Source organism: Paenibacillus aurantiacus (assembly GCF_042431225.1).
GTDB lineage: Bacteria > Bacillota > Bacilli > Paenibacillales > Paenibacillaceae > Paenibacillus_Z > Paenibacillus_Z aurantiacus.
Genome location: NZ_JBHMDO010000025.1, coordinates 145,503 through 162,072, shown reverse-complemented (window position 1 = coordinate 162,072; position 16,570 = coordinate 145,503). Strand labels below are relative to the sequence as shown.

Here is a 16,570-nt window from a genome sequence, read left to right as displayed (position 1 = left end):
TTGGCCCGCTCCCGTATATTCTTCTATGGCTGCGGGCCGTTCGCCCGCGCCCCATTATCGCTTGTGAGGGAGTTTTTCGAACTATGACTTACGCTCAGCTCGATACCGTGCTTGAATTCATTTTTATTACGCTGCCGCAGACCTACGCCCTCTTCTGGTTTATTTATGCGGTGCTTGGGCTGCAGCAGCCGTTGACTTGGCGTCGTCTTCTCGTCAGAACGGCCGCGCCGACCATTTACATGGAAGTGATGTTCAATATTCTGCCGACATCGCTGCATTTTCTAAATTCCGTAGCTGTCTTATTTATTGCGGTCATGCTGACGTTCGGCAAACAATCTTTCAAATTGCGATCGCTTTTCGTCGTGCTCTTTTTCCTGTTGGCTATCCTAACGGATCTATCGAGCATTTTCATCGCGTCCAAAACCATCACGTTTGAATCGTTTATGAGCGCCCCCTTTTATTACAAAATGGCGTTCTGTACGCCGATTCATGTTTCTTTATACGCTCTGGCGCTCTACCTAAGGCGCATAGAGTTCGCACCGTTAAAGCAAGCCGCGCAATTCGTCATCGGGCTGCGCGGGGCGCCAACCTTCTACTTGGTCGTGTTGACCGTATTTCAACTTGTCTGCATCAGCTACTTCCTCGTTAAAACGTTTATCGACACGTCCGCCGATGCCGGGGTCGAAATTTCGATTTATGTGTCTTTGGTACTGATCTGCTTCATCTTCGTCCATACGATCCGGCTCATCGTCCGTATCCGTGAAGACGCGATCCAATCGACCCAGAAAACCTACATCGACGAGCTGAACCAAATGTTCGCCACCGTGCGAGGACAGCGTCATGACTTCATCAATCACGTTCAAGTCATGCATTCGATGCTCGCCATGAACAAGCTGGACCGGCTCCGCGAGTACATGCACGGGGTGGCTGAAGAGATCCGCACTGTGGATCGCGCGCATGTCGATCATCCTTCGCCCGCGCTAGCCGCTCTCGTCGAAGCGAAGCTGGCCATCGCCGATACGAAGCGGATCGCCTTCGACTACCGGATCGAGGATGCGCCTGCCACGTTCGGCGCGGTCACGGGCATTGACCTTGTTCGCATGATCGGCAATCTGATCGACAATGCGTTCGACGCCGTCCTGGCGCTGCCCGTCGGCGAGCGGTTCGTCTTGCTGGAGATGACCGTTACACGCGGCACGCTAGCCATCTCCGTCGCTAACCGCGGCACGGTGCTGACCGAAGCCCAGAAGAAGGCGATGGTGACGCCGGGCTACACGACCAAGGAAGGCGAGCATTCCGGACTTGGCCTCAGCAACGTCATCGAACGGGCTGCTCAGTATCGCGGCCTGGTCTCGATCGAGTCCGACGAGGAGCGTGGCGTCGTGATCACGATCCGAATTCCGAACGTGGCGCGCGACAAGGACGCCGGACGCGGGCAAGCGTCTGGAGGAGACAGAAGCCATTCCGTCGTCCGATCTTAGCCATCTCCGCGATAGCGGCAAGCCCGTTTGAACCGAAAGAGCCCGCAGGCCGGTCTTGGACCGTACCTTGCGGGCTCTTTCGCGCTGCGCCTTGCTTGTCGCTTGCTCCTCCGGATTAACCGCCCACGGAACGCAGCGCATCGGATATAATGCGGTTCACGTCATCGAACACCGCGCTGAACCGCCGCTCCGCGTCGAACAGCTGTCCGATCAACGGGTGGCGCGCGATGGTCTCGTACCGTTCGCTTAAGCCAGCCATGGCATCCTCCGCCGGTTCTTCCCCCGCCATAATCTGCTGCTGCAGCTGGGCTTGCCGCTCGCGAAAGTCGTCCATAAGCCGCTTCGCTTCGGGGTCGGCGTCCACGGCGGCTTGAGCTGCTTTAAGCACCTTCGCTTCCTCGCCGTCCGTTAACGCTTTGGCCAAGTCGTACGCCTTGTCATATACGTTCATCGTCCGTCTCCTCTCCTTCAAAGCCGACCGTTATTTATAAAATCAGGCTTATTCGCCCTGCAATCGCATGCCTTGCGCCAATCACCAAGGATGATCTGTCCTCATATGATGAAGTAATTCGCATAAACACCCATAAGACCGCTAGCTGCCCGCCCTCAATTCCCAGCGTGGAAGGAGATTCCTATGCTGAAATCCAAAATCGCCGTACAAGTGACCGGCCCGGGCATTCTGCCCGATGACGTGGTCATGCTGGGCGATGCTTATTTGAAACCGTGGAAAATCCCGCAAGGCCAGCCGGTCACGCTCAAGTTCGGCGCGATGCGCCAACCCGTTAAGGTCGTTGCGGTCGAGAAATTCGACGGCATGCGCATCAGCCAAAGTCTGGCCAGGCGCATGGGTATTGTTGCCAGCTGTCAACTCCGGCTGCAGTACCGCAGCGCAAGCGCCGTGCTTGCCCTTGGCCCCTTGATCGGCGTGCTGATCAGCCGGGATGATCCGAGTATGCCGGAGAAACCGTTTGGTTCGATTACGATGTTCTGCAAGGAGCTTGTCGATGCTTGCGCCGTCTACGGCGCGCATGTCTACTTCTTTACGACGGAAGGCATCGGCGACAGCCATCAGCACGTGAACGGCTGGGTGTACGCCGGCGGCTGGCGCAAGATCGCCGTGCCCGTCGCCGATGTCATCAGCAACCGGCTTACCTCCCGCAAGCTGGAGAACAAACCCAGCGTACAACATTTTTTCCGAGAAGTAAAATCGCGCCACCACACCGTTGTCTTTAATGAAAAGTTTCTGGATAAACCGGAAGTGTTCGAGGCATTGGGACGCGACCGCACGCTTGTGAAATATTTGCCTGAGTCGCATGTACTGCGGAACTACGCGATGCTGAAGTCGATGTGCTCGAAATATTCGACCGTCTTCTTGAAGCCCGTCCGCGGCAGTCTCGGTAAAGGCATTATCCGCATTACGCGGCTGGATCAGGAAAATTTCGTCGCACATCACGCCACCGTCGGGGGGACCCGTAAGCAGAATTATTCCAACCTGCTCAAGCTGTTCTCATCCATCTCCGGCAAAATGAAGTCCGTTCGTTATCAGATTCAGCAAGGCTTGAACCTGATCGATATCGGCGGGCGCCCGGTCGACTTCCGCGCGCTCGTGCAAAAAAACGAGCAGGGCAAATGGTCGATGACGTCCATCGTCGCTCGCACCGCCGGCAGCCATCACTTCGTCTCCAACCTGGCCCGGGGCGGCACGCTGAGCACGGTCAAGGAAGCGGTCGCCAAGTCCAATCTGAGCAATGCGCAGGGCCACGATGCATTCGCGCGGCTGCAGCGCGCCGCGCTCGACATCGCCCAAGGCATCGATACGCAGATTCCCGCCCACTTCGGTGAGCTCGGCATCGATCTAGCGCTCGATACGAACGGCCGGGTATGGCTGCTCGAGGTTAACTCTAAGCCATCGAAGAACGACAACACGCCGCTACAGCCGGATCAGAAGATCCGCCCGTCCGTCCGCAATCTGATGCGTTACGCCCGGCATCTGGCCGAATTCTAGATACGGCTTCGCGCCGCAGCTTAGGAGGCAGCACCGATGAGAGCCCACGCAACGCCTGCATTGGCGATCCTCGCCAGACCTCCCAGCCCGAGCGAGGAGCAGCCAGGCGAATCATCGCCAAGCCTCCTGCCCGAAGACCGGTTCTGCCGCGAACTGTGCCGGATGGGCGCCGAGCTTGGCATGATCGTGTATGTCGTCTATGCACACCCGGCTTGGGCGGCCTTAAGCGAGACGGAATTGACCGGCTACGCGCTGCAGGGCGGCAGATGGACCGAGAAGCGCTGGCCGCTGCCCGACTTGGTATACGACCGGGCCATCGGCGCGAACCCGGCCGAGCGGCAAGCGAAAGCCGGTCTGCTGAAGCAGCTGGCCGAGCGGAAGCCGCTCACGCCGCTCAACGGCAGCCTTCCCGGCAAGCTCGCCGTCTACGAGGCGCTGCGAACCGATCAGCGGCTTCGTCCGGCGCTGCCGCCTACCTTCGCTTATCCGGGCACATCAAGCTTGCAACGGCTCGCGCTTCGGTTCCCCCGCGGCGTGTTCCTCAAGCCGGACGCCGGGTACCAAGGTCGCGGCGCCATTGCGATAACCGCTCGCGATGGGCTCTGGCGGGCAGAAGGACGAACGATCGGGAACGCCGCCGTCGCGCGCACGTTCACGAACGCGGCCGCCTGCGCGGCTTGGTGCGAACGGTTCATTCGCGCCGCTTATATTGCGCAGCCGTATTTGCCGCTTCGGAACGAATCCGGCGCAAGCTGCGACATTCGCTCGCTCATCCAGAAAGACGAACGGGGCCGCTGGCGCATAACCGGCATCGCGGTGCGGGAAGGCGCGCCCGGCAGCGTTACGTCCAATCTGCACGGAGGCGGCGAAGCCAAAGACGCGGCTGCCGTGCTCGCCGCCCGCTTCGGCGAGGCGGCGGCGCGCCGCCTGCTCCTGCGGACGGCACGGCTCAGTCTGCGCGCCTCCCGCGCGCTGGAGCAACATTTCGGCCGTTTCTTCGAACTGGGCCTCGATTTCGGCCTTGAAGCAAGCGGCCGGCTATGGCTGCTCGAAGCGAACGCCAAGCCCGGCCGAATGTCCTTCTATGCGAGACCGGCCATCTACCGGCTCGCCGTCCTGCGTCCGCTCCAGGCCGCCATGCGGCTCGCCGGAGCCGGCCGCACCGTCCTGTCGCCTGTTCCGCTATCGTCCCATCATCGGTCCACACGCGGCTCCACCTACACCCAGCAAGCCCGATACCATCGGGGATGCATCCAGGAGGTTCATCCATGAGTTTGACATCGTGTCACGTCCACTTTTCACCGCATAACGATAAAGTCATCCACTTGTCGGGTTCGCTCCTCAAATCGCTCAACTTATCCGGCAAAAAGAACGTTCAGCTCAAGCTCGGCAGCGAATCGATCACCGCCGCGCTTAAACCGATCCGCAAGCAAGGCCATCACGTCTATCTGTCCGCGGGCGTGCGCGAGCGCATTCGCGTGCCGAAGACTGGCAGTATCTCGGTCGTGCAGCCGACGGAAGGCGAAATGCAGCTCGGGCCGCTCGTCGGTATTCTGACCGATTCGGGCGTCCGCGCGTCGAATGCCCCTTTCGGCGGCCGTACTGGCTATATTCGCCAGCTTATCCGCACCGGCGAGAGCAAGGCGTATATTTTCGCGTTCACCCCGCGTGACATCAATTGGCAGCAAGGCACCGTCAACGGCTATTTCCTGAACGCGCAGGGCGGCTGGTACCGCAAAACGGCTCCACTGCCGGACGTCGTCTACAATCGGCTTCCCAGCCGCCGGGCGGAAGTTACAACTTCGATCGTGAACTTGCGCGAGCGGTTCATTCGAAATAAAATACCGTTCTTCAACTGGAGCTTCTTTAACAAGTCCGACGTGTACAAAATGCTCGACAAGGACATCGAAGCGCTGGAGCATTTGCCCGAGTCCGTCAACCATCCGAAGCCGGAGAAAATAAAGGAGATGCTCGAGAACCATCAATTCGTCTACTTCAAACCAACCGCCGGCAGCCTGGGGATCGGCATCTATCGGCTGACGTACCATCCGAACCGCGGCTACTTCGCCCGTTATCGCCAGAATGGCAGCAACGTGCTGCTGCGCTTCAACACATTCAACGCGTTGATGCGGATGCTCCAAGGGCGGCACGGCACGAACCTGAGTCAATACGTTTGCCAGCAGGGCATTCGGCTGATCGAGATCGACGGATGCCCGATCGACTTCCGTTTCCACATGCATAAGAACGGCAAGAACGAGTGGGTGCCCGTCGGGATTGGAGCGAAGAAAGCCGGCAAGGGCAGCGTCACGACCCATATCAAAAACGGCGGACAGCTGCTAACGCCGGACCAGGCGTTGAACCAAACGTTCGGCAGCCGCTCGAGCGAGATTCTGGAGAAGGCGAAGAAGGTGTCCATCAAGCTGTGTCAGGCCATCGAGCGCAATTTCCCGCATACGCTGGGCGAGCTGGGTCTTGATATCGGGATCGACAAAGACGGTGAAATCTGGATGTTCGAAGCGAATGCCAAACCGGGTCGCTCCATCTTCGGGCACCCCGCGCTTCGCGGTCAGGGGCGTGATTCTTACTCCCATATCATCGAACATTGCCTTTACTTGGCCCGCTTCAAAGGGAGGGAGTAGCCCATGGAGCTTGAACTCCAAGATACCGGAGAAGGAGCGGAGATCTTGGGCAGGCAGCCCGTGCTCGCCATCCTCACGATCGAGGACGATATTCAACTGTTCCGGGGCAATCGGAGCAATTTCGCGGATTTGATCCGTATCGGCCGTGAGCACGGCTTTCTCGTCTACGTCATCACGGCGAAACAATTGAAGTTGACGCAGCGACAGATGAACGGGTTTACGTACCACGATAAGACGGATACGTGGATTGCGCACACCTTCCCGTCTCCCGACGTGGTCTACAATCGGATCCCGCTCCGCGAGGACGAACTGCAGCCGGCCGTCAGACGAAAGCTCGAAGCTTGCCTGAACCATCCGCACATCCATCTGTTCAACCCGCATTTTTTCAATAAATGGACGCTCTTCAAATGGCTGCGCGAGGCGCCGACCACCCGTCCCTACATTCCGACGACGCGCCGCATGATCAGCCGCGAAGCGCTCAGCGATATGATGCGGGAGCATCCGTATCTCTATTTGAAGCCGGTGAGCGGCAAAGCGGGCAAAGGCATCATGACGATCAAGGTCCGCCCTGAGAAGACGCTGCCCTTTCGGCTGCAAATTCAAGCCAAACGCAAGAGCATCGCCTACAATTGCGACACGATCGGCAAGCTGTGGGCACGGGTGAAAAGAGAGAGCGGCGGGGAGCGCTATATCGCGCAGCAAGGCATCCCGCTCGCCTCGTTCCAGACCCGCCGCTTCGATCTGCGCGTCCTCGCGCAGAAGAACATCCGCGGCCAATGGGACATTACCGGCATCGGCGCGCGCGTCGCCGGCTCGCTCAGCATAACGACGCACGTGCCGCGCGGGGGGAGCATCGAGGATCCCGAGAAACTGCTCGTCAGCGTATTTGGCCAAGAAGAGGCGCGTAAGATTTACACAAGGGCCAAACAAGCGGCGCTGGTCATTGCCAAGCAAATCGAACGAGGCGCAGGTATGAATCACGCCGAGATGTCCATGGACTTGGGCGTGGACCAGACGGGCAACGTGTGGTTCTTCGAAGCCAATGCGAAACCGATGAAATTCGACGAGCCCGAAATCCGCAAACAATCGCTCGACCGGATTTTCCAATACAGCCGCTATTTGCTTCGAATCGGCAGCAAGCGATAGCCCTAGAAGGGAGGCGGAGGAAATGAAAGTGCAGCTGCTCGCGCCCGAGCGCTGGGCGGCCATCCGAGCGAAGCTTGTCGCCTTTGCCGGCCGTCACGGCGACAAACGGATAACCGCCTCCGCAATCGCCAAGCTTCGCGCGCTCGATCCGGAAGAAGACACAGATGCCGGCATCGCCGTCGCAACCGACGACGGCGAACTTGCCGGCTTCGCCTTCGTGCTGGATAACGGTGAACGCGCCTGCATCGTCGTCGTGCGCGGCGATCTGCGCGGACGCGGCATCGGTTGCGCGCTCCTGCGCGCCCTGTGCGTACGTTACGGACGCCTTTCCTGCACAGTCGCGGCCGACAACGCCTCCAGCATGCAGATGTGCTTTAAGGCCGGAATGACCGCGGTCGCGCTGCAGCGCGGTCCGACCGGCAAGCCGACGCTGCGCTTCGAATACGGCCGTTCGCGCAATTGACCCAAGGAGGATTCCCATGGCCCAACCCGTGCTCGGTATTTTGACGCTCTATCTCAACGACGCCGGTCTGCTGGAGGAGCGGCCTGTCTACCAGAAGATGACGCTAGCCGGACAGCAGCTGGGGCTGGACGTATTCGTCTTTACGCCGGATGACGTCAACTACCAGACGAACCGCATTCATGCGCATGTTTACTACCCTAAACTAAAGACATGGCACCGCGAGTGGCGCGCATTCCCGACCATGATCTTCGACCGCTGCCGCATTCAGCGCAGCCCCCGGTTCGAACGGCTGCAGCAGTTCCGCAAGCAATACGGGCACCTGTTTTTCCTGAACCGCATGCTTCGCAACAAGTGGACGGTCTACCGGACGCTGCGCCTAGAAAGCCAGTTCCGCGACCATTTGCCCGAAACCCGCCTGTACGAGAGCCAAAGCGATTTGTCGGAACTCATCCGCAAATATCCGCTAGTCTACTTGAAGCCGATTACCGGCACCGGCGGACGCGGCATCCTCCGTATTGAGAAGCAGAAGGATGGCACTTATCTGATCCAGGGCCGGGAGCATAATCGGAAGATCATCCGGCCGCAGCGCGTACCGCTCTCTTCGCTGCATGCCCGGCTCGCATCCTGGGACTTAAAAGGCAACCGTTATCTCGTGCAGCAGGGCATCCAGCTCAAGCTGGCCAGCGGACGCGTGCACGACTACCGCATGCTCGTCCAGAAGAACGGGAACGGCGAATGGGCGGTGACCGGCTGCGCGGGGCGTATCGGCCCCTCCGGCAGCATCACGTCGAACTTGCACGGCGGCGGCGAGGCGATCCCTATGACGGACTTGATGCGTCAGTGGCTCCAGGACGAGGAGATCGAAGAGGCGGCCAAAGCGGAAGCCGAGTCTTTCAGTCTTGAGGTTGCCGCCCATCTGGAGGCGTCCTATGGCCGGCTATGCGAGCTCGCGCTCGATTTGGCCATCGACAAGAAAGGTCACATCTGGTTAATCGAGGTCAATCCGAAGCCAGCCCGCGAAGTGTTCAAACAAATCGGCGACCAAGAGACGTACCAGACAGCAATCACGCGTCCGCTCGAATTCGCCTTATGGATGTATGAGCAAAAACAGCAGCGTAAAGCGGCAGCGGCCGCCATCAAACGCAGCAACGACAAAAAAGCCGGTTCTCGCTGAGAACCGGCTTTTCGTGTTCGGCGTGCGGTTGCGGCTTAGAGCGCCAGCAGTTCGCGGAAATCACGGATCAGTACGTCCGCGCCGGACAGCTCGTCCGGACGACCATAGACGGCGTACGCGCAGCCGATCACGGGCAGGCCATTGCCCTTGCCCGCTTCTACGTCAGAAGAGCGGTCCCCGACCATCCAGGCGGATTCGAGTCCATGGTCCCGGAGCAGGCGGGCAACCAGATCCACCTTCGTCGCCGTCTTGTATTCGCCGGCGCTGTAGACGCCGTCGAACAGTTCCAGAATGCCTTGATGCCGGGCAACACCCTTCACGTAATGTTCCAGCCCGTTGCTTGCGACGTACAGTTTGCGGCCGCGCGCCTTCAGTTCGCGCAGCACGTCCGCAACGTGCGGATAGAGCGAACCCTCGCCCGCTTCCAGCCCTTCAAGCTCATACTGGAGCATTAGCTCGTCGGCGCGCAGACGGGCGGCCTCCGTGCTGCCGGGCATCAAATTCATCCAAATATCCTCGAGCAGCATGCCCAGACACCCGAGCAGCTTCTCGACCGGCGGCGTCGGCTCCAGATAGAGCCCTTCCTCGCGCAGCGTATCGAAGATTCGCTCATGCACGCCGCGCAGCAGCGTGTCCGTCTCGAACAGCGTGCCGTCCATATCGAAAATAAGCGCCTGCGGTTCCGGCAGGCGTGGCGTTTGCTCCATCGTACGCTTCTCCCCTTTCATGTCTGCACCTATGATACTGGAAAGGGGGTAGCGGACGCAATGACAAGCGGGGCTCCTTGGTTCACCATTTTCCCGCATCAATATCCCCCGGCCGAAGCCCTGCCCACACGTTCGGAATATCGACCGACTCCGGGTCGTCGAAGACGAGGAACGCAGTCGGCAAGTAACGGCCTTCCTCGCTCTTGGTGGACGGGCGATTGAGCACCTTGTCGTCCTTGACGAGCACGGTGGACGAGCCTCCGTCCAGGTTGGCCGCGATGACGGCGCCGTGCTCGAGCATAATATTTTGCACGTCGTACAGGTTCGCCCCGATGCTGTGGCCTGGCTGGCGGCCGTCGATGACGACGAAGATGATCGCCCCGTCCTCTCGCTGACCCATCGCCGTGCGAGGTGCGATCCCCCAACCGTCTTTGGCGTTCTTGATGAGCCCTTTGCCGTTGACGATGAGCCGCGGCTGGAACGATACCGCTTCCCGCACGTTCAACGCCTTCATCTCCTCCAACGAATAACGACCCGCGATCATCTTGCCGTTGTAGTCAAGCCCGACGATCTGCGTCGTCTTCTTCTTGCCAAGATCGCTATAGAAAACTTCGCCGTGCGAAATGACGACGCCGATCGGCTGGAAGCCGTTGCCCTGCCAATTCGGGTCCGCGAACCCGCCGGCGTTGACCCCGGCAATGGCGCCGGTACGCTCGACCATGCTGCGCACGCGTTCGCCCCGCCCTTGCTTGGCCGGAACGCCGAGCCGAATCTTCGTCGGGTCGTTCACGATCATCACATGGCCTTTATAACCGGTGCCGGAAATTTCCTCAATCTCGACCAACGGCTTCGTCTCGACTTCCCCCGCCGTCTCCGCCGCTGTAGACCGCACGATCTCATGCGTATCCACTTCGACGCCCATCTGCTCTTCGATCGCCTTCTTCTCTGCGACCCGCTTGTCCAGTTCAGCTTGCCCGATAATATACTTCGCCCAATGGCGATGCTGCGTAATAATGAGCGAATCGGCGGCCAAATACCGCAAGTTCGTGCCGGACGGCGTCAGGAACAGCCATCCAAGGCCAGATGCCGCTACCAGCATGAAAAAAGTACTCAAATAAAAGAATGCTTTATACGACCGGCGTTTACGCGTGCGCCGCTTCATGCTTTTGGCCTGCATGGCGGCCTGCGCGCGCGTGGATGCCGGTGGAAGCTGTGCTGCCATCGTCGTACTTCCCCGCTTTCTACTCTCGTTCTAATGCTACATCCTAGACGATGGTGAGAAGCAGAAAGTTTCACATGCCGACGAAATTTTACAAATTAAGTAAAATAATTATCGCGAACGGAGTGCCTGAACGACGGTTGGACGATCAATTGTTACAGACCGGCGAACTTTGAGGCGCGTTCAAAAAACGTTCAACCTCTATGCCCATTCCGAAGTTGGTCTTATGTTACGATAGGATCAACTTCAAGGGAATCGTGAAAGGAGCCGTCCTTTTGTTAGATAAAGCGAAGGTTTACTATGAAGCGCGCACCACGTATTACTCTATCGTTCTCATCGTCAACGTGGTCGCCATGGCTGCCCTCACATCATTTGCAATGACCCATTTCGTCCTTTTTCTGGCCAGCCTGCTTGTCTACTCGTACGGACTGCGCCACGCGCTCGTCGCCGAACTGACAGCATCGCGCCAACATTCGGCCAGCGCCCGACATCGTTCTGCTTCCGATCGCTTTGGCCCCCGCATCCGATGGGAACGGACGGCCGTGCTCTGGTTCTCCCTTCTCTATACCGTTTCGCTGACCGTGCTCACGCTCGTCATGTCGACCAACTAATCCAACGCTTACAAGCAGGGACCGACGCTTGCGCATATCCGTCATGGGTATACGTGATCGTTCCCTGCTTTTTTGTTGTTTTATGAATTCCCGTTAGAACACCTTTCTCGCATCCCGATCCGCTTTGATGATCTCCACCGCTTCCTTGAATCGAAGCGCATGGACGATCTCGCGTTCACGCAGGAACTTCAAGCTGTCCTGCAGATCGACGTCGTCGGTCATGTCGATCAGCCATTGATACGTCGCCCGTGCCTTCTCTTCCGCCGCGATGTCCTCGTACAGATCCGCCAGCGGGTCGCCTTTCGCCTGAATGTACGCCGCCGTCCATGGCACGCCTTCCGCATTCGCATAGAAGATCGCGTGGTCCCTCTGTGCGTAGTTGCCGCCCAGCCCTGCCGCCTCCAGCTGCTCGACCGTCGCATCCTTGGTCAGCTTGTAGATCATCGTCGCGATCATCTCGAGATGCGCGAACTCCTCCGTGCCAATATCATTCAATAATCCAATTACCTTATCCGGTATCGTGTACCGCTGATTTAAGTAGCGCAGCGCGGCGGCGAGCTCGCCGTCGGCGCCGCCATACTGCTCAAGCAGAAATTTCGCCATGCGTGGATCGCACTTGCTTACCCTTACCGGATACTGCAGTTTTTTTTCGTATACCCACATGCGTCTCTTCTGCCTCCTTTAAGTACGATCAATAGTCACGCCAACTGTCTATACTTGCCAAGGCCAAGGACTTTCCACCCATTGCCACGGATACTTCGAAAAGCTGTGCCCGAAATTCATGAGGGGGCCGTATTGGTGTTCGAAATGAATAGCGCATTGTTTACGCTGCTGAGCCAGCTGATTGTACTGCGTCACCGCCTGCATATCGTTCGGGTGGGTATCCAGATACAGATTCAATTCGACGAGGGCAAAATCCAGCTGCTGAAGCTCCAGAAGCTTCGCGTAGTAATTGGCGTCTAGCTGTCGCTCGCTCATGGCCTTGGTCCTCCCGTTCCGCATTTGGATTCATAGGGGCTGAACAACGCCGGCCAGAGCGTGCCGAGCTTCAGCGCCTGATCGAGCGGGAATTGCGGCAAGTTCATCGGCTGATACGGAATATACTGATTCGGCGGCACGACATATGTCTTGACGATAATCGGTGGACACGGATCGAACGGTCCTACGAACGGATACCACTCTCGAAGCTGATTGTTGACGCTCACCGTTTAACCTCCTCTTGGGTGCAGACTTCATTCTTGTTTATGTATATGCGGCGCCCATTGCTTTCTTGTTCGTTATTTCGGCAATTTCCCGGGTAATAAGACAGGTTTGTCCAATTGCTGCCCCCTGCTTGCGCAACGAAAAAAGCCTGCAGCCGCATGCGCGGCCGCAGACTTCAAGAAAGTCGGACATTATTCCAGTTTGATTTTCGTTTGGAACAGTCCCGCTTTGCGCGCCGCCATATAGACGATGACGACAAGCGGTCCGAGAAACACGCCGATGACGCCGACGAGTTTAAACCCGACATACAAGCTGATGAGCGCAGGCAGCGCGCCGATCCCGACCGCATCTCCCAGCACCTTCGGCTCGACGATCCGGCGGAAGACCGTGATGACGACGAACAGGATGAGCAGGCCGGCGCCTTCGAAGCCATGGTCGGTGAGAAGTAAGTAGCCCGCCCACGGTACGAGCACCGAGCCCGTCCCGAGGATCGGCATAATGTCGACGATGACGACGAGCAGCGCGATGGCAAGGGGATATTTAAGCCCGAGGATGATCAGGCCAATCAACGTAATGACATAGGTCAGCGCGCTCAGAATGAGCTGCGAGCGGATAAAGCCAAGCACCGATCTGCGCAAATTTTCGAGCACCTGCTCGACTTGCCCGCGCGAACGCTCGTCGAAAATCGAGAGGAACGAGGATTTGAGCGAAGACAAGCTGAACGTGAACAAATATACGGCGACGAGAAACACGATGAAGAAGATGAACATCCCCGGTATGCCCTTGGCAAAGCCGACGAACGAATGCGAAATATTCGCCACCACGCTCACTAGCGAGTTAGACAGTCCCTTAAGCGTGCTCTCCAACTGACTCGCTGCATCCGGCGGCATATGGGCGTACAGCTCCTTCGCGCTGTCGATCGTCTGTTGAATGTATGCGTTCGCTTCGCCGACGACCCGCGGCGCCTTATCCCAGAAGGCGATCACTTCCGCGGATAGCTTGACGCCGATTCCGATGAATAGGCCGATCAGCAGCACGGTAAACAACGTGCATGAGATGATGCCCGCGGCCAGACGGTTCAACCGCAACTTCCTCATAAATAACCGGTTGAGCGGCTCGAGAAAGATCGCCACCAGCAGCGCGAGCAAGAAAGGCGATCCTACCGTAAACAGCAGGTAGAGAAATATAAGCCCCGCCGCGGCAGTTAATACTTGTTTCATGGACATTGGTCCGGTTCCCCCTCTATCTGTCTCCCCAAGCCCAAGCCCCCTCCCGATTCACTCGGGAGATGCTTCTACGACTCGAAGCGGCGGCTGCTTGTAGATATGTACGCGAAGCACGCGAAGCTTAACACTTTCGGCCACTTCGAAAATATAGCCGTCGTGGATGATTTTCTTCCCCTTCACCGGATTGCCTTCAAGTCTGGTGAACAACCAGCCGCCGATCGTATCGACGTCCTCATCTTCGATGTCGAGCTGGAACATCCCGTTCACGTCCTCGATGAGCGTGCGGCCGTCCACCGACGTGACTTCGCCGTTCACGACGATGCTTGGTTCTTCCGTATCGAATTCGTCATGGATTTCCCCGACGATCTCTTCCAGAATCAGCTCGGTCGTCAACATCCCCGCCGTGCCGCCATATTCGTCTACGACGATAGCCAGCTGGGAGTGCTTAAGCTGCATCAGCTTCAGCACGTGGCTGATCTCCATCGATTCCGGCACATTCAGAATCGGGCGCACGAATTTCCCCAATTCGTGCTCTTCGTCCGGGTCAGCCATCAAGAGGTCGGTGATGTGGACGAAACCGATGATTTGATCCTTATCGTCAACGCAGACTGGAAAGCGGGTATGCTTCTTCTCGTAGACGAGCTTCATGTTCTCGGAGAACGGCATCTCCGCATTCAAGCAATCCATGTCCGTGCGCGGCAGCATAACCTCGCGGGCTAGCCGGTCCGAGAATTCAAAGATGTTATCGAACAGCGTCATCTCGTCCTTATCGATGATGCCGCTCTTGGTGCTCTGATCCATCAGGATGCGGATTTCTTCCTCCGTATGCGCGGACTCGTGCTCGCTGGCCGGCGCGATGCCAACCAAGCGCAGCAGCCGGTTGGCGGTCCCGTTCAAGACGAAGATTGCCGGCAGGAACAGCCGGTAGAACCAAAGCAGCGGAACGGACAGCCATAGCGAGGTTGCCTCCGACTTGCGGATGGCCAGCGACTTGGGCGCGAGCTCCCCAAGCACGATATGGAGGAATGTAATCACGACGAAGCCGATAATGACCGATACGGTCGTAATGAGCCCTTCGTCGGTCATCCCTAGCTGATAGAAGAGCGGCTCGACGATCAGTTCTGAGATCGCCGGCTCCCCGACCCAACCGAGACCGAGCGAAGCAAGCGTAATGCCAAGCTGCGTCGCGGATAAATAAGCATCGAGCTTACCGTTCACTTTGAGCGCGTAACGTGCGCGGACATTCCCTTCGCCCGCCAGCTGGGTCAGCCGGGTCGAGCGGACTTTGACAAGGGCGAATTCGGCGGCAACGAACAGACCGTTCAGGATGACGAGTACGATGACGAGCAGCAAATTGAGTACGATAGATCCGAGGTGAAATTCGGTATGCACGGCCTTAAATCCGCTCCTCTCCCGCCTTTTCTTATTACATAACCGCCTGGCGCTTCGTGAAATCGACGTCCTTGTAATACATGTCCTTCACAAGCAGGTTCGGTCCGCAGCAGGAAGCTTGCGGGCAATGGCAGCTGACGCTTGCCGCGAGGGAATCGCCGAGCCAGCGGTCGAACAGGTCGCCGAGCCGGTCGCGCTGCACGTTGCCGAACGAAGGTACATCGGCGAAGTCGGTCACGAATACGTCGCCGGTGAACAGGTTGACGTTCAGCCGATTGCGGCCGTCCGGATCGTTGCGCACGGTGACGTTCGGCTCCGACGCCAGTCGCCGCAGCAGCTCGCGGTCCTCCGCGTTCTCGCTGCAGTGGAAGAACGGCAGCGTGCCGAACAGCATCCATGCCGATTTGTCGCGGTGATCGAGCAGATCGACGATCGCCCGGCGCATGTCTTCCCCGCTCAGTACGGGCAAGTTCGCCGCGAACGCGCTCGGATACATCGGGTGCACCTCGTGGCGCTGACAGCCCATCTCCATGATTAGTTTGTGAATGTCGACTATCTTCGTATGCGTCCGGTAGTTAATCATCGATTCCGCGGAGACGAGCAGCCCGCCTTCGGTCAGACGACGCGTATTGTCAATCATACGCTCGTACATCCGCACCGCCGCTTCCCGGGGCACAGCATGACCGCTCTTCGCGAATCCGATCTCGTGGAAGTCGTCCGCGTTCGTATAGTTGAAAGAAATGTGCATGACATCCAAGTACGGCGCGATCGCCTCGTACCGGCTATAATCAAGCGTCACGTTCGAGTTGATCTGGGAGCGTACGCCCCGGCTGCGGGCATATTTCAAGAGCGGGATAATGTACTCGCGAACGGTACGCTCCGCGAAGGACGGCTCGCCGCCCGTAATGCTGATCGTCTGCAAATGCTCCACTTCGTCCAACCGCCGCAGCATCAGATCCAGCGGCAGCTTCTCCGGCTCGCGGAGTACGAGCGTATCGCCGACCGCACAGTGCTCGCAGCGCATATTGCACAGATTGGATACGGTCATCTCGACGCTTGTTAGGCGATGCCGGCCATATTGCCGCAGCGACGTAATCGGGTCCCAGGGGTCGTTCTGCGGCGATAATGGTGATAATACATCATGTACGTTCGGTAAAACTTTCATCACGTGTCAACACCTTAATAAATAAAATTGTAGCGTTTATGGAAGCAGATCGAAAAAATACAACTTTCAACGCTCGGGTATAATACCCTTTATTGTAATGTTCGCCAACCCAGGTTGCAATCTTTTGCGCGATCTTGAA

The 16,570-nt window shown here is 58.1% G+C and carries 17 protein-coding genes; 8 read left to right on the top strand and 9 right to left on the bottom strand.

The features are described from left to right. The first annotated feature begins 83 nt into the window (after positions 1 to 83). Entirely contained in the window at positions 84 to 1,481 is a 1,398-nt protein-coding gene (locus tag ACFFSY_RS16355) for a sensor histidine kinase (RefSeq protein WP_377495868.1), read from the top strand. 115 nt (positions 1,482 to 1,596) lie between these two features. Here ACFFSY_RS16355 and ACFFSY_RS16350 read toward each other — a convergent pair whose 3' ends face one another. Then, a complete protein-coding gene (locus tag ACFFSY_RS16350) occupies positions 1,597 to 1,932 on the bottom strand; it encodes a YlbF family regulator (RefSeq protein WP_377495866.1) in 336 nt (111 codons plus the stop codon). Positions 1,933 to 2,115: 183 nt separating this feature from the next. Between ACFFSY_RS16350 and ACFFSY_RS16345 the strand changes: the two genes are divergently transcribed. The 6 genes from ACFFSY_RS16345 to ACFFSY_RS16320 are packed head-to-tail and all read left to right on the top strand — an operon-like array spanning position 2,116 to position 8,908. Next, positions 2,116 to 3,486, top strand: coding sequence for a YheC/YheD family endospore coat-associated protein (locus ACFFSY_RS16345; RefSeq protein ID WP_377495864.1), 1,371 nt, complete (start codon positions 2,116 to 2,118; stop codon positions 3,484 to 3,486). Positions 3,487 to 3,522: 36 nt separating this feature from the next. Next, complete coding sequence (locus ACFFSY_RS16340; RefSeq protein WP_377495862.1) at positions 3,523 to 4,758, top strand: YheC/YheD family endospore coat-associated protein; 1,236 nt, start codon at positions 3,523 to 3,525, stop codon at positions 4,756 to 4,758. Beyond that, complete coding sequence (locus tag ACFFSY_RS16335; protein WP_377495860.1) at positions 4,755 to 6,125, top strand: YheC/YheD family endospore coat-associated protein; 1,371 nt, start codon at positions 4,755 to 4,757, stop codon at positions 6,123 to 6,125. The genes ACFFSY_RS16340 and ACFFSY_RS16335 overlap by 4 nt, the downstream gene beginning before the upstream one ends. A gap of 3 nt (positions 6,126 to 6,128) precedes the next feature. Beyond that, on the top strand, positions 6,129 to 7,271 hold the full coding sequence (locus tag ACFFSY_RS16330; protein ID WP_377495858.1) for a YheC/YheD family endospore coat-associated protein: 1,143 nt from the start codon (positions 6,129 to 6,131) through the stop codon (positions 7,269 to 7,271). Positions 7,272 to 7,293: 22 nt separating this feature from the next. Further along, positions 7,294 to 7,734 (top strand): GNAT family N-acetyltransferase, encoded by a 441-nt coding sequence (locus ACFFSY_RS16325; RefSeq protein WP_377495856.1) that lies wholly within the window; start codon positions 7,294 to 7,296, stop codon positions 7,732 to 7,734. Positions 7,735 to 7,750: 16 nt separating this feature from the next. Then, positions 7,751 to 8,908 carry a YheC/YheD family endospore coat-associated protein gene (locus tag ACFFSY_RS16320; RefSeq protein WP_377495854.1) on the top strand — a complete coding sequence of 386 codons (1,158 nt, stop codon included), beginning with the start codon at positions 7,751 to 7,753 and terminating at the stop codon, positions 8,906 to 8,908. Between the two features lie 35 nt (positions 8,909 to 8,943). Here ACFFSY_RS16320 and ACFFSY_RS16315 read toward each other — a convergent pair whose 3' ends face one another. After that, positions 8,944 to 9,615 carry an HAD family hydrolase gene (locus tag ACFFSY_RS16315; RefSeq protein WP_377495852.1) on the bottom strand — a complete coding sequence of 224 codons (672 nt, stop codon included), beginning with the start codon at positions 9,613 to 9,615 and terminating at the stop codon, positions 8,944 to 8,946. Between the two features lie 82 nt (positions 9,616 to 9,697). Then, positions 9,698 to 10,837 (bottom strand): phosphodiester glycosidase family protein, encoded by a 1,140-nt coding sequence (locus ACFFSY_RS16310; RefSeq protein WP_377495850.1) that lies wholly within the window; start codon positions 10,835 to 10,837, stop codon positions 9,698 to 9,700. A 272-nt stretch (positions 10,838 to 11,109) separates the two neighbouring features. On the opposite strand from ACFFSY_RS16310, the gene ACFFSY_RS16305 reads away from it, so the two are divergent. Continuing rightward, positions 11,110 to 11,445 (top strand): hypothetical protein, encoded by a 336-nt coding sequence (locus ACFFSY_RS16305; protein WP_377495848.1) that lies wholly within the window; start codon positions 11,110 to 11,112, stop codon positions 11,443 to 11,445. A 93-nt stretch (positions 11,446 to 11,538) separates the two neighbouring features. Here ACFFSY_RS16305 and ACFFSY_RS16300 read toward each other — a convergent pair whose 3' ends face one another. The 6 genes from ACFFSY_RS16300 to yfkAB all read right to left on the bottom strand — a co-directional run bounded on the left by ACFFSY_RS16300 (position 11,539) and on the right by yfkAB (position 16,431). Beyond that, positions 11,539 to 12,108 (bottom strand): manganese catalase family protein, encoded by a 570-nt coding sequence (locus tag ACFFSY_RS16300; RefSeq protein WP_377495846.1) that lies wholly within the window; start codon positions 12,106 to 12,108, stop codon positions 11,539 to 11,541. Between the two features lie 48 nt (positions 12,109 to 12,156). After that, on the bottom strand, positions 12,157 to 12,423 hold the full coding sequence (locus ACFFSY_RS16295; protein ID WP_377495844.1) for a spore coat protein CotJB: 267 nt from the start codon (positions 12,421 to 12,423) through the stop codon (positions 12,157 to 12,159). Beyond that, positions 12,420 to 12,650: a spore coat associated protein CotJA gene (locus ACFFSY_RS16290; RefSeq protein WP_377495842.1), complete on the bottom strand. Its 231-nt coding sequence runs from the start codon at positions 12,648 to 12,650 to the stop codon at positions 12,420 to 12,422. Before ACFFSY_RS16290 ends, ACFFSY_RS16295 begins: the two co-directional genes overlap by 4 nt. A gap of 189 nt (positions 12,651 to 12,839) precedes the next feature. After that, the gene (ytvI, locus tag ACFFSY_RS16285) at positions 12,840 to 13,874 is read right to left on the bottom strand and encodes a sporulation integral membrane protein YtvI (protein WP_377495840.1); all 1,035 of its coding nucleotides are present in this window, start codon (positions 13,872 to 13,874) and stop codon (positions 12,840 to 12,842) included. A gap of 51 nt (positions 13,875 to 13,925) precedes the next feature. Then, a complete protein-coding gene (locus ACFFSY_RS16280) occupies positions 13,926 to 15,266 on the bottom strand; it encodes a hemolysin family protein (RefSeq protein ID WP_377495838.1) in 1,341 nt (446 codons plus the stop codon). A gap of 34 nt (positions 15,267 to 15,300) precedes the next feature. Then, complete coding sequence (yfkAB, locus tag ACFFSY_RS16275) at positions 15,301 to 16,431, bottom strand: radical SAM/CxCxxxxC motif protein YfkAB (RefSeq protein WP_377495836.1); 1,131 nt, start codon at positions 16,429 to 16,431, stop codon at positions 15,301 to 15,303. Between the last annotated feature and the right edge of the window lie 139 nt (positions 16,432 to 16,570).